The organism is Xanthomonas sp. XNM01 (assembly GCF_014851915.1).
Lineage (GTDB): Bacteria > Pseudomonadota > Gammaproteobacteria > Xanthomonadales > Xanthomonadaceae > Pseudoxanthomonas.
In genome coordinates, this window is record NZ_JACVAP010000001.1 from 277,627 (window position 1) to 297,931 (window position 20,305).

The 20,305-nt window shown below is 69.8% G+C and carries 15 protein-coding genes; 9 read left to right on the plus strand and 6 right to left on the minus strand.

Annotated features, from left to right (window positions below):
* Positions 1 to 192: 192 nt before the first annotated feature.
* Entirely contained in the window at positions 193 to 1,797 is a 1,605-nt protein-coding gene (locus IB242_RS01240; protein WP_192275380.1) for a hypothetical protein, read from the plus strand.
* Positions 1,798 to 2,642: 845 nt separating this feature from the next.
* Positions 2,643 to 3,476: a DUF3014 domain-containing protein gene (locus tag IB242_RS01245; protein ID WP_192275381.1), complete on the plus strand. Its 834-nt coding sequence runs from the start codon at positions 2,643 to 2,645 to the stop codon at positions 3,474 to 3,476.
* Between the two features lie 34 nt (positions 3,477 to 3,510).
* On the opposite strand, the gene IB242_RS01250 is transcribed toward IB242_RS01245, so the two are convergent.
* Both IB242_RS01250 and IB242_RS01255 read right to left on the minus strand, forming a co-directional pair.
* A complete protein-coding gene (locus IB242_RS01250) occupies positions 3,511 to 3,975 on the minus strand; it encodes a hypothetical protein (RefSeq protein WP_192275382.1) in 465 nt (154 codons plus the stop codon).
* Between the two features lie 117 nt (positions 3,976 to 4,092).
* On the minus strand, positions 4,093 to 4,377 hold the full coding sequence (locus IB242_RS01255; RefSeq protein ID WP_192275383.1) for a GIY-YIG nuclease family protein: 285 nt from the start codon (positions 4,375 to 4,377) through the stop codon (positions 4,093 to 4,095).
* Positions 4,378 to 4,472: 95 nt separating this feature from the next.
* Between IB242_RS01255 and IB242_RS01260 the strand changes: the two genes are divergently transcribed.
* The 7 genes from IB242_RS01260 to IB242_RS01290 all read left to right on the plus strand — a co-directional run bounded on the left by IB242_RS01260 (position 4,473) and on the right by IB242_RS01290 (position 14,004).
* Complete coding sequence (locus tag IB242_RS01260; protein WP_192275384.1) at positions 4,473 to 5,747, plus strand: VCBS repeat-containing protein; 1,275 nt, start codon at positions 4,473 to 4,475, stop codon at positions 5,745 to 5,747.
* Positions 5,748 to 5,849: 102 nt separating this feature from the next.
* Positions 5,850 to 6,395, plus strand: a complete 546-nt coding sequence (locus IB242_RS01265; protein WP_192275385.1) for a DUF4166 domain-containing protein — start codon at positions 5,850 to 5,852, stop codon at positions 6,393 to 6,395.
* Positions 6,382 to 6,807 (plus strand): DCC1-like thiol-disulfide oxidoreductase family protein, encoded by a 426-nt coding sequence (locus tag IB242_RS01270; RefSeq protein WP_192275386.1) that lies wholly within the window; start codon positions 6,382 to 6,384, stop codon positions 6,805 to 6,807. Before IB242_RS01265 ends, IB242_RS01270 begins: the two co-directional genes overlap by 14 nt.
* A 114-nt stretch (positions 6,808 to 6,921) precedes the next feature.
* Complete coding sequence (locus IB242_RS01275) at positions 6,922 to 7,422, plus strand: sigma-70 family RNA polymerase sigma factor (protein ID WP_192275387.1); 501 nt, start codon at positions 6,922 to 6,924, stop codon at positions 7,420 to 7,422.
* An 87-nt stretch (positions 7,423 to 7,509) separates the two neighbouring features.
* Positions 7,510 to 8,445 (plus strand): FecR domain-containing protein, encoded by a 936-nt coding sequence (locus IB242_RS01280; RefSeq protein WP_192275388.1) that lies wholly within the window; start codon positions 7,510 to 7,512, stop codon positions 8,443 to 8,445.
* A 126-nt stretch (positions 8,446 to 8,571) separates the two neighbouring features.
* Positions 8,572 to 11,499, plus strand: a complete 2,928-nt coding sequence (locus tag IB242_RS01285; RefSeq protein WP_192275389.1) for a TonB-dependent receptor — start codon at positions 8,572 to 8,574, stop codon at positions 11,497 to 11,499.
* Positions 11,500 to 11,832: 333 nt separating this feature from the next.
* Positions 11,833 to 14,004: a TonB-dependent siderophore receptor gene (locus IB242_RS01290; protein WP_192275390.1), complete on the plus strand. Its 2,172-nt coding sequence runs from the start codon at positions 11,833 to 11,835 to the stop codon at positions 14,002 to 14,004.
* A 353-nt stretch (positions 14,005 to 14,357) separates the two neighbouring features.
* Here the strand turns inward: IB242_RS01290 and IB242_RS01295 are convergent, their stop codons facing one another.
* The 4 genes from IB242_RS01295 to IB242_RS01310 form a co-directional block, all read right to left on the minus strand.
* Positions 14,358 to 15,536 carry a cytochrome c peroxidase gene (locus IB242_RS01295; protein WP_192275391.1) on the minus strand — a complete coding sequence of 393 codons (1,179 nt, stop codon included), beginning with the start codon at positions 15,534 to 15,536 and terminating at the stop codon, positions 14,358 to 14,360.
* 109 nt (positions 15,537 to 15,645) lie between these two features.
* Positions 15,646 to 18,438, minus strand: coding sequence for a TonB-dependent receptor (locus IB242_RS01300; RefSeq protein WP_192275392.1), 2,793 nt, complete (start codon positions 18,436 to 18,438; stop codon positions 15,646 to 15,648).
* 140 nt (positions 18,439 to 18,578) lie between these two features.
* Positions 18,579 to 19,571: a FecR domain-containing protein gene (locus tag IB242_RS01305; protein ID WP_192275393.1), complete on the minus strand. Its 993-nt coding sequence runs from the start codon at positions 19,569 to 19,571 to the stop codon at positions 18,579 to 18,581.
* Positions 19,561 to 20,052 (minus strand): sigma-70 family RNA polymerase sigma factor, encoded by a 492-nt coding sequence (locus IB242_RS01310; protein WP_192275394.1) that lies wholly within the window; start codon positions 20,050 to 20,052, stop codon positions 19,561 to 19,563. Before IB242_RS01310 ends, IB242_RS01305 begins: the two co-directional genes overlap by 11 nt.
* Positions 20,053 to 20,305 lie beyond the last annotated feature (253 nt).

The following is a 20,305-nucleotide window of genomic DNA, read 5'->3' on the forward strand; positions in this document are numbered from 1 at the left end:
GGGCCGCGACCACCACGCCCGACGATGCATTGATGCATCCGATGGCGGAGGATTGCCGGCTTGCCCGCTCCCGCAGCCGCCATGCGGGCCACGCGGTCGGCGCAGCCGCCAGTCAACATCGGCGGTTCGCCGGCCGCTGATCGATGACGGTCGCGGCTGCGGCCGCTCCTACCCCCTTCTTCTGGAAATCCGATGTCGCAGGTCCCGCAGCAGCGCCGTCCGTCCTGGTTCGTCCCGGGCGATCTGAACGGTTTCTTCGGCCTCGTGGTCGACAACCTGTCGATCCTCGGCTTCATCGCCGCCGCACTGATCGGGATCTTCCAGTTCCCGGCCGATGTGGTGTTCCAGAAGATGTTTCCCGGCACCGCGCTGGGCGTGCTGGTCGGCAACCTGATCTACACGGTGATGGCGCGCCGGCTGGCGCAGCGCAGCGGGCGCGACGATGTCACCGCGATGCCGCTGGGCCTGGATGCGCCGACCAGCATCGGCATGGCGCTGCTGGTGCTGGGCCCGGCCTTCATCGCCTACAGGCAGGCCGGCCTGGACGAACAGGCGGCCGCGCTGGCGACCTGGCAGCTGGGCATGGCGGCGCTGGTGGTGATGGGCCTGCTGAAGCTGGTGCTGTCCTTCGCCGGCGACTGGATCACCCGGGTGCTGCCGCGTGCGGCGCTGCTGGGCTCCATCGGGGGCGCGGCGCTGGCGCTGCTGGGCTTCCTGCCGCTGATCGAGACGCTGCGCAATCCGGTGGTCGGCCTGGCCACGTTCGGTGTGCTGCTGTACGTGCTGGTCGGCAAGGGCCGGCTGCCGCTGCGTCTGCCGGGCGTGTTCGTCGCCTTCCTGATCGGCACCGCGCTGTACTACGGGCTGGGCCTGGCCGGGCTGGGCCTGCCGGGCTTCACCGTGCCGGAGGCGCAGCCGCTGCGCTTCGTGCTGCCGTTGCCGACGCTGGGCTTCGTCGACGGCCTGGCCGACACCGTGCCGTATCTGCCGCTGCTGCTGCCGTTCGGCCTGCTGATGGTGGTCGGCGGCATCAACGTGGCCGAGAGCGCGCGTGCCGCCGGCGACGACTACCGCACCCGCGACGTGCTGCTGGCCGAAGCGGTGTCGACGCTGGTCGCCGGCGTCTGCGGCGGCGTCGCCCAGACCACGCCGTACATCGGCCAGCCGGCCTACAAGCACATGGGTGCGCGCAGCGGCTACACGCTGCTGACCGGCCTGTTCATCGGCCTGGGCGGCATCTTCGGCTACGTGTCGGGTCTGGTGCAGTGGCTGCCGGTGGCGGTGCTGGCGCCGATCATCGTCTACGTCGGCATGGACATCACCCTGCAGGCCTTCCACGAAACGCCGCGCAGGCATGCGCCGGCGGTGGCGCTGGCGTTCCTGCCGGCCGTGGCCTACCTGCTGGTGATCAAGCTGGGAAATCCGGCGCTGGTCGCGCCGGAGACGTTCGCCGCGCTGTACAACGGCATCGACAGCCACGGGCTGCCGGACCTGGCGACGATCTTCACCCTGGGCAACGGCTTCATCATCACCGCGATGCTGTGGAGCGCGGCGCTGGTCGATCTGATCGAGCAGCGGCCGCGCCGCGCCGCGGGCGTGCTGCTGATCGCCGGCGTGCTGACCCTGTTCGGCTTCATCCATTCGGTCGATCCGCGTGGCGGCATCTATCTGCCGTGGACGCTGGAGGGCCTGCGTGCGGTGATCGCGTGGCAGTTCGCGGCGGCGTATGCGGTGCTGGCGGTGCTGCTGGGGCTGTTGTCGCTGCAGCGGGCGGAGGAGCCGGTCGTGCGGGGATGATGCGGGCTGTGCGGTCGTTGCTGCGGCGATGTGTGCGCTGCGGCTGATAGGGTGCATGCGGCAGCCGGTCCGGTTCTGGGCCGGCTGTTCCGTTGTTCGGTGTGCGGTATGTCCGATGTGTGGAGGGTGGGTGGTTGCCGGGACTGACGCGGGGGTCTGAGGGCGAGGGCAACGGCAACGGCCAAAGCCAGGCCACGGATTGAGGGCGACAGCTTCCGCGCTGGTGCGCGGCTTACTTTTGTCCTGTCAAAGGCAAGCAGAACCGCCGTCGCCTGCCCCGAAAAGGGGGTCCGTAGAACGCGATCCGGTCGGCTGCGCCGACCGGTTCCCTGCGCTTCTCGCGTCGATGGAGGATTCATCCCCTTTTCGGGACGGCCCACAACTCGCTGCGCTCAGACACGTGGGCCTCTTCGCCCCCATCGCCGCTGCGATGCTCGGCTCGCTTTACGGCTCGGGTGGGTCGACATCTGAAGCCAGAGCCAGAGCCAGAGCCAGAGCCAAAACCAAAGCCAAAGCCAAAGCCGAAGGCAAGGGGCAAAGGCAGAAGGAAAAGGCAAAGCAAGCGTGCCCCAAAAAAAGCCGAAGAGAATCACAGCAACAGCAACCGCAACAGCAACAACGAAGAAAAGTGTTGAGAGCGAAATGCGCAGTCATCCATCAGTGCTGGAGCAACTGCGGGGTCGATGGCGACAGGGTAGTTGGGGGGGCATCGTTGAAACGCCTCACCGGAGGCATGGATGCGCGTGCCTGCGTCGAATGACGGATGAAGCCAGTGGCCGCGCCGCGGAACCTGCGTGGGATGGGATGGTCAGACCTCGCATGTCCGTTGAACGTGTGGGGTGAACATGCAGACGCCGAAGACCAGGCAGGCGCGCTGGCCGTGGGTGCTGGTGGTGGTTGCGATCGCAGGTGCCGGCTGGTGGCTACTGCGGCCGCAGGAGGCGCCACGGCAGGAGGCGATCGCGGCATTGCCGTCTACGCAGGATGCGGGGTCTTCGCCGGTGGCGGCGGGCGATCCGAGCGTGCCGGACGATCCGCCGGGCATCCAGCATCCCATCGAGCCGGACGCCGCGGCCGCCGACGCCGCGATTCCCGCACTGGCCGACAGCGACGCGACGGCGTGGGAAGCGCTCTCCGACCTGGTGGCCGATCCGTCGGTGCTGGGCATCGTGCTGCGCGAGCACCTGGTGCAGCGGCTGGTGGTGATGGTCGACAATCTGACCGAACCGCGCGTCACCCCGCAGACGCTGGCGTTGCGGGTGGTGCCGGGGCCGTTCGCCACCCTCGACGAAGGCGAGGTGCAGGTCGTCGATGTCGCGGGAAATGCCGGGCGTTACGCGCCGTATGTGGCCGCGTTCACCCAGGCCGATGCGGCCCGGATGTCTGCGCTGTATCGCCGCTTCTATCCGCTGTTCCAGCAGTCCTATGCGGAGCTGGGGCGGCCGGATGCCTACTTCAACGACCGGCTCGTGCAGGTGATCGACCATCTGCTGCAGGCGCCCGAGCCCGCAGGGCCGCTGGAGGTGGCGCCGGACCCGTTCGGCAAGCTGCGTTTCGTCGATCCGTCGCTGGAATCGCTGTCGGTCGGACACAAGGCGCTGCTGCGGCTTTCGCCCGAGCAGCGTGCCGCGGTGAAACAGCAGCTGCGTGCTCTGCGCGCCGCGCTGGCGCAGGGCTGACCGCTGGCGGGTCCCGCTGTCGCGCCGTTGCCGGTCAGGAATCGACCAGCGCCACCAGCGACAGCTGCCGCCCGTCTTCGGCTTCCACGTGCAGCACATGCGGGCCGCGCCGGTAGCGGAGCCAGGCCGGCAGGCGCTGCCTGCCATGCTCATCGAGGCCGTCGTCGCGGGCGTTGGGCGCTCCGAGCACGCTGGCCGCCAGCGCAAGATCGCTGCCGGCCGCGAGCGGGCCGATCAGCGGGCCGGAGAATGCCGCATACGGTGCGCTCGGCCGCAGGTGGAACGATGCCTGTGCGAGCGCTCCGTCGCCGATGACCAGCTGCACGCCCTCGGCATGCCAGGCGAGGTAATGCCGCTCGCCGCGCGGCAAGGTGCTTCTGGCAGGCGCGCCTGGCAGCGCTTCGATGACGGCCTGCACCTGCGGGCTGGTGTGCGGGTGGCCGATGGCCGCTTCGCACAGTGCGAACAGCGGATGCGGACGGGCGTCGTTGGTGGACATGGATCGTCGGGAAGGTGCGGCGAGTGGAAGAACGTCATCATGCGACAGCTTTGATGCATGGCGATGCAGGCAATGCCGACCTTTCCTGGTGCGCGGCCCCACTCGCGTCGCCGGTGCTCAGCCGCCGACGGTGGGGTCGGCCGGCGCATCTGCCAGCAGGAAGTCCAGCTTGCGATCGCGCGGGAGCTGCTTGATCGTCCATTCGGCGCGCGAGGCGCTGGCCCGGTCCGGATAGACACGGCTGCCGAGCAGTTGCAGCGGTGGGTTGGCGCGGGTGTAGCGTGCGCCGGTGCCGCGTTCGTGCGCGCGGTAGCGCGCGTCCAGGTCGTTGGTGATGCCGGCGTAATAGCTGCCGTTGCGGCACAGCAGCAGGTACAGATACCAGGGCGAGGGCGCATCCATGGCGTCATTGTGGCGCGGACAGGCGGGCGTGGTCACCCCGGCACGACCGCGGCGATGGTAGACAGCAGCATCCGTCATGCCGTCGAGGAGTTCCGATGCCGCACCGCCTGTCCGTCACCGCCGCCGCCGCCGCCGTGCTGGCTGTCCTGTCCGCGCCGGTGGCCGCGCAGACCACGCCCGCGCCGTATGTCGACGTGACCACCAGCCACGTGCCGCATGGCCCGGCGATGCATGCCGTCGATGCGGTGATGATCGACGTGGACGGCGATGGCGACCTCGACGTGGTGGTCGCGGTCGAGCACGGGCCGAATGCGCTGTATCTCAATGAGGGCGGCGGCCGCCTGCGCTGGCAGCCGGGCGTGTTCGACGCCACGCCGCGCGACAACGAGCATGTGCGTGCCGCCGACTTCAATGGCGACGGCCACATGGACGTGGTGTTCGTGACCGAGGCCGACGAAGTGCACGCGCTGTACTTCGGCGATGGCAAGGGCGGCTTCACCGACATGAGCGCGCGCCTGCCCGGTGGCAGCCAGGGCAATGGCCTGGCGGTGGGCGACGTCGACGGCGACGGCCTGCCGGACATCGTGGTCGGCAGCACGCCCGAGGGCAAGGACGGCCCGGCGCGCAACCTGCTGTGGCTCAACGACCCGCAGCGGCCAGGCCACTTCATCGATGCCAGCGACACCCATCTGCCGCGCACCGACGACCACACCCAGGGCATCGCGCTGGCCGACATCGATGGCGACGGCGACCTGGACATGGTGATCGCCAACCAGTCGCCGCCGAACCGGCTGCTGATCAACGACGGCCGGGGCCGCTTCCGCGATGCCAGCGAGCGGCTGGACTTGGCTACCCCGCTGGAAACGCGCGAGGTGCACGTGTTCGACGCCGATGGCGACGGGCACCTGGACATCCTGTTCTTCAACCTGACCAGCAACAACGGCGACTGGGACAAGGATCCGCAGACGCGCCTGCTGCGCAACGACGGCCAGGGCCGCTTCCGCGACGAGACCGCCACGCGCCTGCCGGCGCATCGCTTCTCCAGCTGGGGTGGCAGCATCGTCGACTTCGATGGCGACGGCGCGCCCGACATCCTGGTCAGTGCGATCCAGGTGCCCGGCTTCGTGCCGCTGCAGGTACGCGCCTGGCGCAACGACGGGCAGGGCCGGTTCGAGGACGTGACCCTGCAGGTGGTGCCGCGCGACACCGTCGGCCGCAGCTGGAGCATGGCCCAGGGCGACCTGGACGGCGACGGCCGGGCCGATGTCTTCATCGGTGGCTGGCGCTCGCAGGCGCGGCTGCTGCTGACCGACCGCACGGCGCTGGAGCGCCAGCGCCCGGCGCCGACACCGCACGTGCTGGCCGAGTAGGGCGCCGTGGTGTGCCGCCAGGCGGGCCATGCGGCGGCAGGGCAGGGCAGCGCAGAAGCAGGGCAGGCGCTATCCTGTCGCCCGCCCACTCCCGCGTGCCGCATGTTTCCAACCGTGTTCCAGCAGGTGCTGCGTGCGCCGTTCTTCAACCTGCCGGACACGTTGCGTGCGCTGCATTCGATCCGTGGTCAGGGCGCGTATGCCGGCCGGGTCGACGTGGAGCGCGGTCGCAACCCGCTGGCACGGCTGTGCGGCTGGGTCGCCCGGTTGCCGCCGGCGATGCGCGATGCACCGTTGACGGTGCGTTTCAGCGCCGACGAGAAGCGCGAGACCTGGCAGCGCAGCTTCGACGGCCACCCGATGACCAGCCGCCTGCGCTGCCGCGACAAGCACCTGTGCGAACGCCTGGGGCCGCTGTTCTTCCGTTTCATGCTGCACACCGCCGACGGCGCGATCTACTGGAACGTCGCCCGCGTGCGCCTGCTCGGGATCCTGCCGTTGCCGGCGCGTCTGTTCGCCGGCGTGCAGTGCCGGGAATACGAGGAGGACGGACGCTACCGGTTCGAGGTGCGTGCGGCGCTGCCCGTGGCCGGGTGCGTGATCCGCTACGCGGGCTGGCTCGAGCCTGCCGGCCATGCGCCGGACTGAGCCATCGGCCGACGCCGGCGCCATCGTCGTGTTCGATGGCGTCTGCGTGCTGTGCAATGGCTGGGTCGATTTCCTGCTCCGCCGCGACCGGCGCGGCCGGTTCCGCTTCGCCGCGATGCAGTCGCCGGCCGGGCGCCGGCTGCTGGCCGGCCATGGACTCGACCCGGACGATCCCGCCTCGTTCCTGCTGCTCGACGCACAGGGGGCGCACACCGACAGCGAGGCGATCCTGCGCCTGCTGGTGCGGCTGGGCGGCCCCTGGAAGGCCGCGGCGGCGGGATGGCTGCTGCCGCGCGCCTGGCGCGATGCGCTGTACCGGCAGGTGGCGCGCAACCGGTACCGCTGGTTCGGCCGGCGGCCAGCCTGCAGGCTGCCGGACCCGGCGCACGCGGACCGGTTCATCGACGACTGAGCGCCAGGGAACGTCGAGTCCCTCGATGAGAATGCGATCAGTTCTCATCAATCGTTATACTGTCCGGCCTGTCCCCGCAGATGCGCGGCGCTCCCCCGGCGCGGCGCCCGTGCCATGCCATCCAATGCCATCGTCCTGACCGAACTGCTGATCCGCGAGCGTCCCGCCCTGCTGCGCCTGGTGCGCGGCATCCTCGGCGGCGACGCCGGCGCCGAGGACGTGATCCAGTCGATCTGGCTGCGCGTGCGCGGTGTCGCCGGCGAGCAGGGCATCGACAACCCCCGCGCCTATCTGTACCGGCTGGCCAGCAACCTGGCCACCGACCACGGCCGCGAGAAGACCCGCCGCAGCCGCCTGCTGGCCGAGCACTACCTGTGGGGGCCCGACGAGGTGCTGTCGACCGAAGAGCAGGTGATGGCGCGCGACGAACTGGAGCGCGTGCTCGACGCGGCCGGCCACCTGCCCGAGCCGACCCGCACCATGTTCCGGCTCAATCGCCTGCAGGGCCTGACCCAGCCCGAGGTCGCCCGGCGCATGGGCGTGTCGGTCACCACGGTGGAGAACCATCTGCGGCAGGCGCTGCAGCGCCTGGCATGGGCGCGCGCGCCGCGATGAGCGCGATCGGGTTGGGGATGGCCGGTCCTCGTTCGTCACCTGCATAGTCGCGCCTTCCCGTTCGCTCCATCGACGCCCGCCAGCCTGATGCGCCCGCACCCCGACCTCGACATGGACGACCACGCCGGCCAGGCGCGCGACTGGGTGCTGGCGCTCGCCTCGGGAACGCTGGACGACGCCGGCATGCAGGCATTCGAACGCTGGCTGGCGCAGCCCGGGCATCGCCTGGCGTTCGAACGCGAGCGCGTGCTCTGGCGCAGCCTGGGTCCGGCGCCGGCAGCGGGGCGCCCGCGGCGACGCAGGCGGACCGCCCTGCTGGCCGCCGCCGCGGTGGCCGTGCTCGCCTGCGTGGCGGCCATGCCCGGACTGCTGCTGCAGCTGCGCGCCGACCACCGCAGCGGCAACACGATCGCGCATCTGCAACTGCCCGACGGCAGCCGCGCGGTGCTGGATGCCGACAGCGCGATCGCGCTGCATTTCGACGCAGGCCAACGTCGGGTGGAGCTGCTGCGCGGGCGCGCCTGGTTCGAGGTCGTGCCCGGGCAGGCGGCGCCGTTCCGGGTGAGCGTCGGCGACGGTGTGGTCGAGGACATCGCGACCGCGTTCGTCGTCGCCCGCGCCGCTGGCCGGGTCGAGACGGCGGTCGAGCATGGCCGGATCCGCGCCGCGTCCACACCGGGCCGGCCCTGGACCTATCTGGCGACCGGGCAGGGCGCCGGCTGGCACGACGGCGGAGCGCTGCAGCGGCTGCCCGACCGCCGCGCCGAGGACATCGCCGCCTGGCGGCACGGGGAACTGCTGCTCGATGCGGTGCCGGTGGACGAGGCGATCGCCCGGCTGCAGCCCTATCGCGCCGGGCGCATCGTCGTGCAGGGCGATCTTTCGGCGCTGCCCAGCGTCAATGCCGCGCTGCGGACCGACCATCCGGAAGCCGCACTGGACGCGCTGGCCGCCGGCAGCGGCCTGGTGGTCACGCGGCTGCCGTTCGGCGTGGCCCTCGTGCGCCGCCAGCCCGCGGACTGAGCGCGACCGCACATCCGGTCTTGGGGAACGCGCATCGCTGTACGTCTCATCGGCGACCGTACCCGCCCTTCGCCACGTAGGTCGAACCTCCGCCGCTGCATCGCGGCTTCGACAACAGGAACTGCCATGTCCCCCTTCTTCCGCGCCGGCCCGCGCCTGCGCCCGTCCCGCCTGCATGCGGCACTGCTGGCCACCGGCCTGCTCGCGCTCGCTCCCGCCGTTCCAGCCCTGGCCCAGGAGCCGGGCGCGCGCGTCGCCGCGCAGCGCTTCGACATCCCGGCCCAGCCGCTGGCCGACGCGCTGCGCCAGTACATGCGCCAGTCCGGCGTGCAGGTGGCCTACGCCGCCGACCTGGCCAGGGACCAGCGCTCGGCACCGGTGTCGGGCGAGTTCGATACCCGGACCGCGCTGACCCGGCTGCTGCAGGGCAGCGGCCTGGTGGCACGCCCGACCGGTCCCACCGCGATGACGCTGGAGCGCGCTGCGGGCGATGACGCCGGCCTGATCGTCACCGATGCGCTGAGCGTGGCGGGCGAACGCCGGACGGCGTCCGGTGGCGCGGTCGGGATGGACGCCGCGCTCGATGTCTATCGGAGCGCCGGCTCCAGCGCCTACATCCCGCAGGAGACCATCGAGCGCTTCCGCGGCACCTCCACCGCCGACATCGTCAAGGGCGTGGCCGGCGTCACCGCCGGCGATCCGCGCACCGCCAACGCGCTGGACGTGAACATCCGCGGCATCCAGGGCCAGAGCCGGGTGCCGGTGATCATCGACGGCGGCCAGTCGACGATGGACACCTACCGCGGCTACGCGGGCCAGTCGCAGCGCAGCTATCTCGACCCGGACCTGATCTCGAGCATCGCGATCAGCAAGGGCCCGAGCCTGGCGGTGAACGCCTCCGGCGGCATCGGCGGCGTGGTGACGATGGAAACGCTGAAGGTCGACGACGTGCTGCGCGACGGCCAGACCAGCGGCTTCCGCCTGCGCGCCGGCCTGTCCGACGGCACCGCGCGTGGGCTGCCTGCCTACAGCGACCTGCCGCGCACCGACCGCGACAACCTCACCCACCCGGGCGGCCAGTTCGGCAATCTCGCGCTCGCCCATCGCGGCGAGCGCTTCGATGGCCTGCTCGCCTATGCCTGGCGCAACACCGGCAACTACTTCTCCGGCAAGCGCGGCCATGAGGACTTCCCGCAGGGCCGGCGCGTGCTGGCCACGCTGAATCCGCCGAACACCGAGGTCACCAACACCTCGTCCGAATCCGAATCGGTGCTGCTCAAGGGCACCTGGCGCATCGACGACAAGCAGACGCTGGAAGCCGGCTACCGCCGCTACGACGGGACGGCCGGCGAGATCATGGCCTCGCAGATCATCCGGGTGAACCGCGATGTCGTGCCGCAATGGGATCCGGGCCGTGTGGATCTGGATGCCTACACCGTGCGCTACCGCTTCAATCCCGACAGCGACCTGCTCGACCTGAAGGCCAATGCCAGCTACACCGATTCGGTCAGCCTGATGTACAACGGCCTGACCGGCATCACTCCGTGGTACTTCGACCGGCGCACCGAGTGGTACGACGGCCCGACCTTCAACACCGATCCGGGCTACAAGGCCGCCTACCGCAACGAGCTGGCGCAGCAGCGGCTCGGCCTGGACGTGGGCAACACCTCGCAGCTGTTCACCGGTGCCGGCGTGCTCACCTTCGACTACGGCCTGTCCTTCAGCGACGAGGACGTGGCGCCCGGCCCGCACTCGCCGCGCAAGCACGACGACCTGGTCAACAACCGTTTCCTGCGCGATGCCGAACGGCAGGAGTACAGCGCGGTGTTCTCCGCGAAGTGGGCGCCGGACGAACACTGGGAACTGCTGCTCGGCGGCCGCTACAACCGGGTCAAGGTGCGCGACCGCAACCGCCTGGCGACCGTGGCCGAAGAAAGCGTGATCGGCCAGTACCGCTACACCGAGCTGCTCAATGGCGATCCGACCCTGCCGTCGTGGCGGGCCACCCGCATCGCGCTGCTGAACTGGTATCCGGATGCGAACGGGCAGTTCACCCAGGCCTCGCTGCTGGCCTCCCCGTACAAGCAGGGCACGGTGGCCGACCTGGGCGGCTGGAACTTCTACGACGCCGATGCGGCGGAAGACCTGATCGTGCCGACCGCCTGGACCTGGTCCGACCCGATCCGGCGCAGCGACAGCGCGTTCATGCCCACCGCCAGCGTCGCTTACCGGTTCAACCACGACACCCTGGTGTACGTGAAGTACGCCGAAGGCGCGAAGCTGCCCAGCCTGTTCGAGACCACGCTGGGCCTGTTCACCGCCGCGCGCCCGACCGACGGCCTCAAGCCCGAACGCGCCGGCACCTGGGAAGCGGGCGCCAGCACGGTGCAGCGCGACCTGTTCGCCGCCGGCGACAGCGCGGCGCTGAAGCTGGCCTACTTCAACACCCGCGTCGACGACCTGATCACCCGCGACTACCGCACGCTGTCGGCCGGCCTGATCCGCAATGTCGACCGGTTCAAGGTGTCCGGCCTCGAGCTGCAGGCCAGCTACGACAGTGAGCACGTGTTCGGCGACCTGTCGGCGCACTACTACTTCGAGGCCAGGACCTGCGCACCGGACATCGCCGCCGAGCGCCGCGCCTACGGCATCGCGCGCAACATCGAGGCGCTGAAGCACACGCCGGACTGCGTCGATGGCGGTTTCGAGGGCGCGTACACCAATACCCAGAACCCGCCGCGCTTCAACGCCAACCTGACCCTGGGCACGCACCTGTTCGACCGGCGCTTCACTATCGGCGCGCGCGCCGTGCACAACTCCGGTCCGATCAGCGAACTGGACGACCGCTGGAACGTGGGCCTGTCGGCGATCCAGCAGCTGTACCGTCCGGCGACCGTGTACGACCTATTCGCGACCTGGCGGGTCAGCGGACAGCTGTCGGTGGACCTCAACGTCGACAACGTCCGCGACCAGTACTACCTGGACCCGCTGGCGCTGGGCGTGATGCCCGCGCCGGGCCGGATCGTGCGGATGGCGGTGACCTGGCGCCATTGAGGATGACGCAGGCGACCGACGTCCTGGCGTCGGTCGCCGTCAGGCGCCGGGCTTGCTTGCCCCGTCCGTGCGGCCGTGTCGGTGACGCCCGCGCGCTTGAAGGATGACCGTCGGTGCTGGTTGTTGCGTGGCGCGTGGATCGCGTTCTGCTGCAACGGGGAGCGGCCGTTCCTCCGATGCGTCGCGGCCCCGGGGCGCATCCGGCCGGTTCCGGCGGCAGGGGAGGCCAGGCCGATCACACTGGCGCTGATTCAAAATGAGAATCATTTTCATTAGAATGCGGTGGCGTGGTGCGCGGATCGCCGCCACCTTCATCCCCAGGAGAGTCCGTTCGTGTTCATCCCTCACCGCAAGGCGCTCATCCCGAGCCGCCTGTCCTTCAGCGTGGGCGCCCTGTGCGCCGCGCTGGCCGCGAGCCCCGCATCGGCCCAGCAGCAGGCCGGCGATGCCAGCACGCTGAGCACCGTCGAAGTCACCGCCGACGCGCTCGACCGCGACGATGCCCGCCAGAAGACCGTGTCCACCGCGACCAAGGTGGCGATGGACCCGCGTGACGTGCCGCAGACCATCAACACGCTGGACATGAGCAAGTCCAAGGTCTACGGCCTCAACGATCTCAGCGTGCTGCTGGACGGCACGCCGGGCGTGGACACCGCCTACGACACCCGTGGCGACGGCATCACCATCCGCGGTTTCGCCGCCGACTCCAACGACATCTACCGCGACGGGATCCGCAACGCCGGCCAGATCCGGCGCAGCACCGCCAACGTCGAGCGCATCGAGATCGTCAAGGGCCCGGCCTCGGTGCTGTATGGGCGCGGGCTCGGCGGCGGCGTGGTCAACCTGATCAGCAAGCAGGCCAGCTTCGATGCGGTCAGCAGCGTCAACCTGCGTGCCGGCTCCTGGGACAACCGCGGCGCGACCGTCGACGTGAACCAGGTGCTCAGTCCGACCATCGCGGTGCGCCTGACCGCCGATTACGAGGAAGCCGACAGCTTCCGCCGCGGCATCGCCAACCGCAACCGCATGGTCTCGCCGAGCCTGCTGTTCGACAACGGCAGCGGCCTGACCTGGCTCGGCCAGGTGACCTACGACAACGTCTGGCGGCGCCCCGACCGCGCACCCGCGTTCGATGCGCTGCCTGCCGGCGTGTCGATCCGCACTGCCTACGCGCACCCGGACGACTTCATCGAGGACGAGATGACCAGCGTGCGTTCGGTGCTGGGCTACCAGTTCAACGAGGACTGGTCGGTGAAGTGGACCTCGGCATGGAACGAGTCCAGCCAGGACTTCGATCATCTCTACGCCGGCAGTTACTGCCGGCCCGACGGCACCCTGCTCAGCAACGGCCGCCGCTGCACGACGCCGGGCCTGATGACCTTCACCCGCGCCTGGCAGGAAACCACCAACACCACCCTGAGCAGCACGGTGGACGTGGCCGGCCGCCTGGTCACCGGTGTGGTCACCCACGATCTGCTGGTCGGCGTCGAGTACAGCCGCGAGGAGCGCAATCCCGACCTGTCCACCTCGGCCCAGACCTCCGACCCGGGCCTGCTCTATCCCTACGGCATCGATCCCTACAACCCGGTGTGGACCGAGCCGAAGACGCCGCGCGGTACCGCACGCACCTCCAACCGCCACCGCGCCGATGCACAGGCGCTGTACCTGCAGGACCTGATCGGCCTGTCCGAGCAGTGGAAGGTGCTGGCCGGCCTGCGCCTGGACCGGTTCGACTTCCGCACGCTCAACCGCATCAGCGGCCTGCAGCGCAGCTACGACGGCACCACCGTCAGCCCGCGCGTGGGCGTGATCTGGCAGCCCTCGCAGGCGCACAGCGTGTACGCCTCGTACAGCAAGAACTTCGCGCCGTACGGCGGTCGTGGCCTGATGAGCGTGGATGTCTCCAGCACCGCCGTGTACGACGAGGAGCCGCAGTACTCGCGCCAGTACGAGACCGGCGTCAAGAGCGACTGGCTGGACGGGCGCCTGTCCACCCAGTTCTCGGTCTACGAGCTGGAGCTGTACAACATCCGCTACCGCCCCGACCCGGAGAACGACCCGTTCACCTGGGCGGTGCGTGGCAGCGAGCGCTCGCGCGGCGTCGAGGCCAGCGTGACCGGCAGGCTGGTCGAGCACCTATACGTGCGTGGCGGCCTGGGCCTGCTCGAGGCCAAGGTAGTCGAGGACAAGAGCACGCCCGCCAATGAAGGCCTGTACAAGCAGGGCGTGGCACGCCGCACCGGCAACCTGTTCCTGCGCTACGCGCCGGAAGGCCCGTGGTACGGCGAAGTCGGCGTGACCTACCGGGGGCCGATCTACAACAACGCCGCCAACACCAGCGAGCGTGCCGGCTACACCCGCTGGGACGCCTCGGTCGGCTGGCGCGCGATGCCGTGGACCGTCACCCTGGCGGTCACCAACCTCACGGACACCGAGTACTGGCGTTCGACCAGCATGCCCGGCGCGCCGCGCGGCGTCCTGCTGAGCGCCAACTACGTGTTCTGACCGCAGGACGCGACACGACGGCCACGTGCAGGCACGTGGCCGTCGTCGTTGGACGGGGTGCGGCCGGGAGAGCATGGCTGTGGACGGCGTGCGCAGGCAGCTGCGATCCCCCTGCCCAGCGGTGCGGACGGATGGCATGTCGGCCAGGCGCTGCAGCATCCGGCGTCGCCTGTCGTGTCCGGGCGTGGACGCCGCACTGCCTTCCACGACGGTAGCGGAACACCCGCGGATCTGGATCTGCGCGTGGCTGGCACCCGCCTGCGCCAGCGGCAACAGGGCGATGGATGGCGGCTGCCCTTGTCATCGAACGTCCTTGTCGCGTGCATGCAGCGGAAAGACGGAATGGGGTGGGCTCACAGCGTCTGCAGGAACTCGGTGATCGCCTCCAGCTCCGTGCGGTGCAGGTCCAGCGGCTGCAGCAACGGGTCGGTCTTCGGGAACAGCGGGTCGTCCACTTCGTGGGCGCGCGGCTTCGGGCGCGGCATGCCGACGTTGTAGAGATTGACCACCCCACGCAGGTCCATGAAGCCGCCGGTGTGCATCCACGGGCCGGTGTTGCGGACATTGCGCAGCGATGGCGTACGGAAGCGGCCGACGTCCGCGGGATCCCCGGTGACCTTGTAGCGGCCCAGGTCCTCGCGCGCACGGCCGTAGAAGTGCAGGCCGAGATTGTGGAAGCCGTTGTCGGTCAGCGCGGCGCCACTGTGGCAGTTCATGCAGCCGGCATGCGTGCGGAACAGGTGCAGGCCCCACAGCTGGCGGTCGCTGAGCAGGTCGCGCCTGCCTTCCAGAAAACGGTCGAAGCGGTTGAAACGTGGCACCAGCGTGCGCTGGAACGCGGCCAGCGCCTGGCCGACCCGCTGCGAGGTGATCCGGCGGTCGCCGAAGACCCGGGCGAACTCGGCGGGATAGTCGTCGCTGCGGTTGAGCCGGCGTTCCAGCTGCTTCAGCGTGAACGCCATCTCGCGCATGTCCTCGATCGGGTGCAGCGCCTGCTCCTCCAGCGTGGCCGCGCGGCCATCCCAGAACAGCGGCGACGCATACGCGCTCATCCCCACACTCATCGCATTGCGGGTGCCGGGTGCGCGGTCGTGGCCGAACGGCACGCTGCGTCCATCGCCCCAGCCCAGCTGGCGGTCGTGGCAGTTCGCACAGGCGATCTGGCCGGACGCAGACAGCCGTGGATCCTCGAACAACCTGCGGCCCAGCGCGATCTTCTCCGGTGTGCCCGGATTGTCCGCCGGCTCCGGCGGCTTTTCGGGCAGGGGTGCGAGCTCGCTCCAGACGGCACCTTCGGAAATGTGCGGCCTGGGCCACTCGGAGATCGGCAGCGCATAGATCCTGCGCAGGCAGGCCTGGTCGATCGATGGCGCGCTGACCGCGATGCGTGCCCGGCAGGCGGCGATCTGCGCGTCTTCGGCGGTCTCCGCAGGCACGGCCCCCGGCGCCGCCCCCAACGAGGCGGCGCCCAGGACCGGCAGCAGGGCGAGCAGCGGGAGCCAGCCGTAGCGCAGCAGGCGGGCGGCAGCCATGCCGGCTGCATGCGCCGTCGATGCGGCGCCGGGCGTGGTCCGGGCGGGTGCTGCGCACGCCGATGACGCCGGCGTGCGCTTGCCATGGGGTGGACTCCTGCGGGCCATCTCAGAAGCGGTATCCCATTTCCAGCCAGTAGCTGCGGCCGGGCTCGTAGTACGTGGCCGACGTGCCGGTACCCTGGATCCTGTTGCTGCGGTTGGTCAGGTTGGTCGCTTCCACGCGGATGTAGGTCTGCTGGTCACGTGGAAGATCCAGCGTGTACTCCAGCACCCCGTCCCAGGTCAGGCTCCTGGGGTTGTCGCGGTCCGCATAGACATCGATGGTCACGCCCTCGTGCTCCTCGGCGCCATCGAGCACGACATCCCGATACCCTGCCCGGTAGCGCAGGAAGTTGCTCCACATCAGCTCGCCACGCCCGACGGCGATGCGCGTCTGCGTCGAGAGCCGGGCAGTCCACGGGCGGTTGTAGTCGCCTGCGGGAAGATCGTAAAGCCAGGCCAGATGCCCTCGATACTTCACCAGTTCATTGCCGAGATCCTCGTCCCAGCTGGACTCGTACGTGGTGTAGTTGCGGCGCACATCGGTGTAATCGAATGCGAACTGCATCTGGGTGACGGAGCTCCGCCAGCGCAACGGTTCCTGCAGCCCGATGGTCAGCGTGTACACGTCGCTGCTGCTGCGGCCAGTGTTCACGTACTCGTAGACACGGGTGGAGTACACGCCGTCAGCGTCCTGGCTTGGGACCTGCTGGCGCAGAACCTCGTCGCGGTTCTCGCGATTGACGTACTTGAGGGTGAAGTCGAGGCCGGCCCAGCGCTGGTCGAGGCCGACCGTCCATTCGTCGGTGTGCGGGATGTCCACGTCCCTGATGCGGTTGGTCGATGCGCTGATGACGCCTTCCACGGTGTCCCACGAGACGTCGCTGCCGGTTCTGTCCTTGGTGACACGCAACCGCTCGCGTCCTTCGCGCAGGAGATAGCTGAAGAAGTTGCGCGCGTAGTAGCGGTTGACGCCGGCGGTCAGTACCGAATCGTCCTTTCCAAGGATGTTCCACGACACCGCCAGTCGCGGCGAGACCGTCGTCTCCCCCCAGATGTCGTCGCCATCCAGGCGCAGGCCCGGACGGACGCTCCAGTCGCCTGCACGGATGTCGTCCTGGACCCATGTGCTCCATTCATCGCCGCGCACGCTGAACTCGCCGGCACGATAGAAGAACAGCCGGCTGAAGTACTGGCCAAGCCCCGTGGCCAGGACCGGCGAGAGCGAGCAGCTTTCGCTGTCGACGCTCCCGTCCGTGAGCGTGCAACTCGTCGTCGGGGTGGGCTGCTGATAGTTGTAGTGGTCGCTGACCCGCGCGTAGTTGGCCTTGCGGCTCTGCCACGCCAGGCCGAACTGGAGGTTGTGACGCGTGCCGCCCCACTCGAGTGTGTCGCGGTCCGCGGTCGCACGCAGGCCGAGCTTGCGGTCGTGCTGATCGACATCGCCCCAGCTTCCTTCGATGCTGCTGGCTGTGCTGCCGGTGCCGATACCCCAGTCGAACTGCTCGGATTTCCTCCAGTTCCTGAAGTATTCGGCCTCGCCGCGCCGTGAACTTTCCACATTGCTGTAGCTCACGGTGTTGCGGAAGGTCCAGGCGCCGCGCTCGAACGCGGCCCGCAGGCCGACCACCGGTCCTCCCGATTTCAGGTCGTACCAGGCGTTCTCGTTGTTCTGGATGAAGTAGCGGTCGTCGGTGGGGGCGTAGGTGATGTTCGCCCCGAGTTCGAACGATTCGCCGGCCCAGTCGATGGCCAGGCTGGCGGAGGTGTTCTCACGCGTCTGGATCTTCTGGTTCTGTCCGGTGTCGCTGACATTGCCGGCGGTGTAGCCGCGGAGTGGAATCTCCGAGCGCGTACGGGCCACGCTGGCGATCATGCCGATGCCGCCGCTGGTGCGTCCCTCCAGGCGGGCACCAAGCCGGGACTTGTCGTACCGCGGCTGATACGCATAGGTGGCCGATTCCTCGAAACTGCGTTCCTGCCCCTCGGGGACGATGATCTCGTCCCAAGCCGAGCGCGCGATGCGGAACGAGATCTTGCCTCCGAACGCGTCGCCGGCCTTGCGGCTCTTCGCATCCACCACACCGCCGCTGAAGCCGCCATACGAGGCAGGCACGTTGCTGTCGTAGACGGTCAGGCTCTCCAGCAGGTCGGTATCCAGCGCAATGCCCTGGGACTGGCTTGGGACATCGGAAAAGTGGCTCGGAATCACGGTCCCCCTTCTGTAGATGCTGTTGCCGGGGTCGATGTCGTTGTTGAAGCCGACGCCGTCGAGCAGGAACAGGTTCTGGTAGAACGGGGCGCCATTGATGCTGAAATCGGTCGGCCTGATCTCGCCCATGTTGCGTGAGGTCTGCGCGGTGTCCGCGAACTGGACCGCCGGATTGATCCGCAGCAGGGTGGCGATGTCGCCGTTGCCCTTGTTCGTCTGCTCGATGTAGTCCTGCTCCAGGACGATGCCTTCCGAGTAGGGAAACGTGCGCTGTCCTCCGATCTTCAGTGGGCTCAGCGCGATCACGCCTTCCTCGGCGACCGGCGGCCTCTCCAGCCCGTAGCTGCCATCGGCGCGTTCGACCAGACGCAGGCCGGAGCCTGCGAGCAGGTGTTCCAGTCCGTCGCGGTTGCCATGGCGGCCGCGCAGCGCCGGTGCGCGCAGGCCGCTGGTCAGGGCAGGGTCGAAGGACAGCGCGATGCCGCGCTGGCTGGCGAAGGTGCCGAGCGAGCGGCCGAGCGGGCCGGCAGGCAGCTGGATCTCGGTCGCGGACGATGCGGCCGTCGTATCGGCGAGGGCCGGCAGCGGGGCGGCGGCCAGGGCGAGGGCCAGCAGGCTGGCGCGGACAGGGGGCTGGAGTCGGGGCATCGGGGTCTTGGGTGGAAGGGGTTCATCTGCCTTGCCACGCGAGATCGGAAAAAGTGTCACCGCCCCGCGACCGGCCATCGCCGGCCATGGCGTCACACCGCCTCGCCCTGCCTGGCTGGACGCGAACGGGGTGGTGGGCGTCAGGATCCTGCGGCCCGCGCATGCACCGTGGTCCACCAGCCGCCGGCGCGCTGCTCGATGGCGATGGGGTAAGTGGCCATCAGCATCGCCAGGCTGCGGTCGATGTCGTCCAGGGGAAACGCGCCGGAGACGCGCAGCCGGGCGACGGCGGGTGTGCAGCGCAGGACGCCGGGCCGGTAGCGGCCCAGTTCGGCCAGCACCGCCGACAGCGGCCAGGCGTCGACGGCGAGCATGCCGCCGGTCCAGGCGGTGGCCGCGGGATCGAGCGCGTGTACGTCCGCACTGGCGCTGCTGGCGGAGAACGCCAGTTGCTGGCCGGCATCGACGCGGATCGCCGTGCTCGGCTGTCCGGCCGGTTCGGTCCGGACCGCCCCCTCCAGCACCGCCAGCACGGTGCGGTCGGCGTCGACCCGGACGTTGAAGCGCGTGCCGAGCGCCTGCATCCGGCCGTGCGGGCTGACCACCCGGAACGGCCGTGCGGGGCGCTGCGGATCGGGGGCGGTGTCGATCAGGATCTGGCCCTCGCGCAGGCGCAGCAGGCGCTGCCGCGGGCTGAAGGCCGCATCCAGTGCGGTGGCGGTATCCAGCTCGACCTGGCTGCCGTCGTCCAGTCGCAGCGGCCGGCGCTCGCCGGTGGCGGTGCGCCACTGCGCGTCCCAGTGCGCACGCTCCCACAGCGACCACAGCAGCCAGCCACCGGGTGCGAGGGCGAAGGCGCCGGCCAAGCTGCGCATCGCCGCGCGGCGCGACGGCGAGGCCGGCCGGCCGAGTACCGGCCCTGCGATCGCGGCCGGGACGCTGGCCAGCAGCCCACGCAGGCGCTCGGCACGTTCCCAGGCGCGCGCGTGCTCGGGGTCCTGCGCGCGCCAGCGGGCGCAGGCGGCATGGTCGGCATCGCTGGCGTCGTGCCCGCCCAGCCGGACCAGCCAGTCCGCGGCCTGTTCCAGCGCGTGCGGATCCAGCGGGCGGTCACCGGCCGGTTCAGGGCGCATGCGCGAGGCAGCCGACGAAGGCGCGCTTCATGTGCCGCTTGACCGTACTCAGCGAGATGCCCAGCTGGCCGGCGATCTGCGCGTAGCCCAGGCCATCGAACTGGGACAGCAGGAACACCGTGCGTGCCTGCGATGGCAGCCCGTCGAGCATCGCGTCGATCAGCTGCAGCGCCTCGCGCACGATCGCCTGCTGTTCCAGCGAGGGCAGGACCGGTTCGGGGGCGGCGGCCAGGCTGTCCAGGTAGGCGCGCTCCAGCGACTGTCGGCGGAACCAGTGGGCCATCAGGCCCTTGGCCACCGTGGTCAGGAACGCGCGTGGCTCGTGCAGGCCGGCGAGGTCGCGGGCCATGATCCGGGCGAAGGTGTCCTGGGCCAGGTCGGCGGCGGTCTCGCGGCAGCCCACCCGTCCGCTCAGCCAGCGCTGCAGCCAGGGCTGGTGGTCCCGGTAAAGCGTGTCCAGCAGAGGGTGCGAAGCCTGCATCGGCGAACAATCATGCCGGGCGCCCGGCTCTGGTGAATGATAATTGTTCTCAATTATGCGCCTGCCGGCGGACCATGCCAAGCGAGTCGTCGGCGCCATCGCGTCACGCCGCGGTGCATTGTCGAACCCGCACCGCACGCGTTGCCCAGCGCGGACTGCCCGGCCGCCCGGGCCGGCAGCGGCGCGCGCGGGATGCGGCGTCGAACGCACGCGCCTGTCTTGAATCGATTGGACGTGGCCGCATCTGTGCAGC

Excerpts from the sequence above, each read along its gene's own strand:
- IB242_RS01240 (WP_192275380.1), top strand. The coding sequence starts at position 193 with ATGTCGCAGGTCCCGCAGCAGCGCCGTCCGTCCTGGTTCGTCCCGGGC.
- IB242_RS01245 (WP_192275381.1), top strand. The coding sequence starts at position 2,643 with ATGCAGACGCCGAAGACCAGGCAGGCGCGCTGGCCGTGGGTGCTGGTG.
- IB242_RS01250 (WP_192275382.1), bottom strand. The coding sequence starts at position 3,975 with ATGTCCACCAACGACGCCCGTCCGCATCCGCTGTTCGCACTGTGCGAA.
- IB242_RS01255 (WP_192275383.1), bottom strand. The coding sequence starts at position 4,377 with ATGGATGCGCCCTCGCCCTGGTATCTGTACCTGCTGCTGTGCCGCAAC.
- IB242_RS01260 (WP_192275384.1), top strand. The coding sequence starts at position 4,473 with ATGCCGCACCGCCTGTCCGTCACCGCCGCCGCCGCCGCCGTGCTGGCT.
- IB242_RS01265 (WP_192275385.1), top strand. The coding sequence starts at position 5,850 with ATGTTTCCAACCGTGTTCCAGCAGGTGCTGCGTGCGCCGTTCTTCAAC.
- IB242_RS01270 (WP_192275386.1), top strand. The coding sequence starts at position 6,382 with ATGCGCCGGACTGAGCCATCGGCCGACGCCGGCGCCATCGTCGTGTTC.
- IB242_RS01275 (WP_192275387.1), top strand. The coding sequence starts at position 6,922 with ATGCCATCCAATGCCATCGTCCTGACCGAACTGCTGATCCGCGAGCGT.
- IB242_RS01280 (WP_192275388.1), top strand. The coding sequence starts at position 7,510 with ATGCGCCCGCACCCCGACCTCGACATGGACGACCACGCCGGCCAGGCG.
- IB242_RS01285 (WP_192275389.1), top strand. The coding sequence starts at position 8,572 with ATGTCCCCCTTCTTCCGCGCCGGCCCGCGCCTGCGCCCGTCCCGCCTG.
- IB242_RS01295 (WP_192275391.1), bottom strand. The coding sequence starts at position 15,536 with ATGGCTGCCGCCCGCCTGCTGCGCTACGGCTGGCTCCCGCTGCTCGCC.
- IB242_RS01300 (WP_192275392.1), bottom strand. The coding sequence starts at position 18,438 with ATGCCCCGACTCCAGCCCCCTGTCCGCGCCAGCCTGCTGGCCCTCGCC.
- IB242_RS01305 (WP_192275393.1), bottom strand. The coding sequence starts at position 19,571 with ATGCGCCCTGAACCGGCCGGTGACCGCCCGCTGGATCCGCACGCGCTG.
- IB242_RS01310 (WP_192275394.1), bottom strand. The coding sequence starts at position 20,052 with ATGCAGGCTTCGCACCCTCTGCTGGACACGCTTTACCGGGACCACCAG.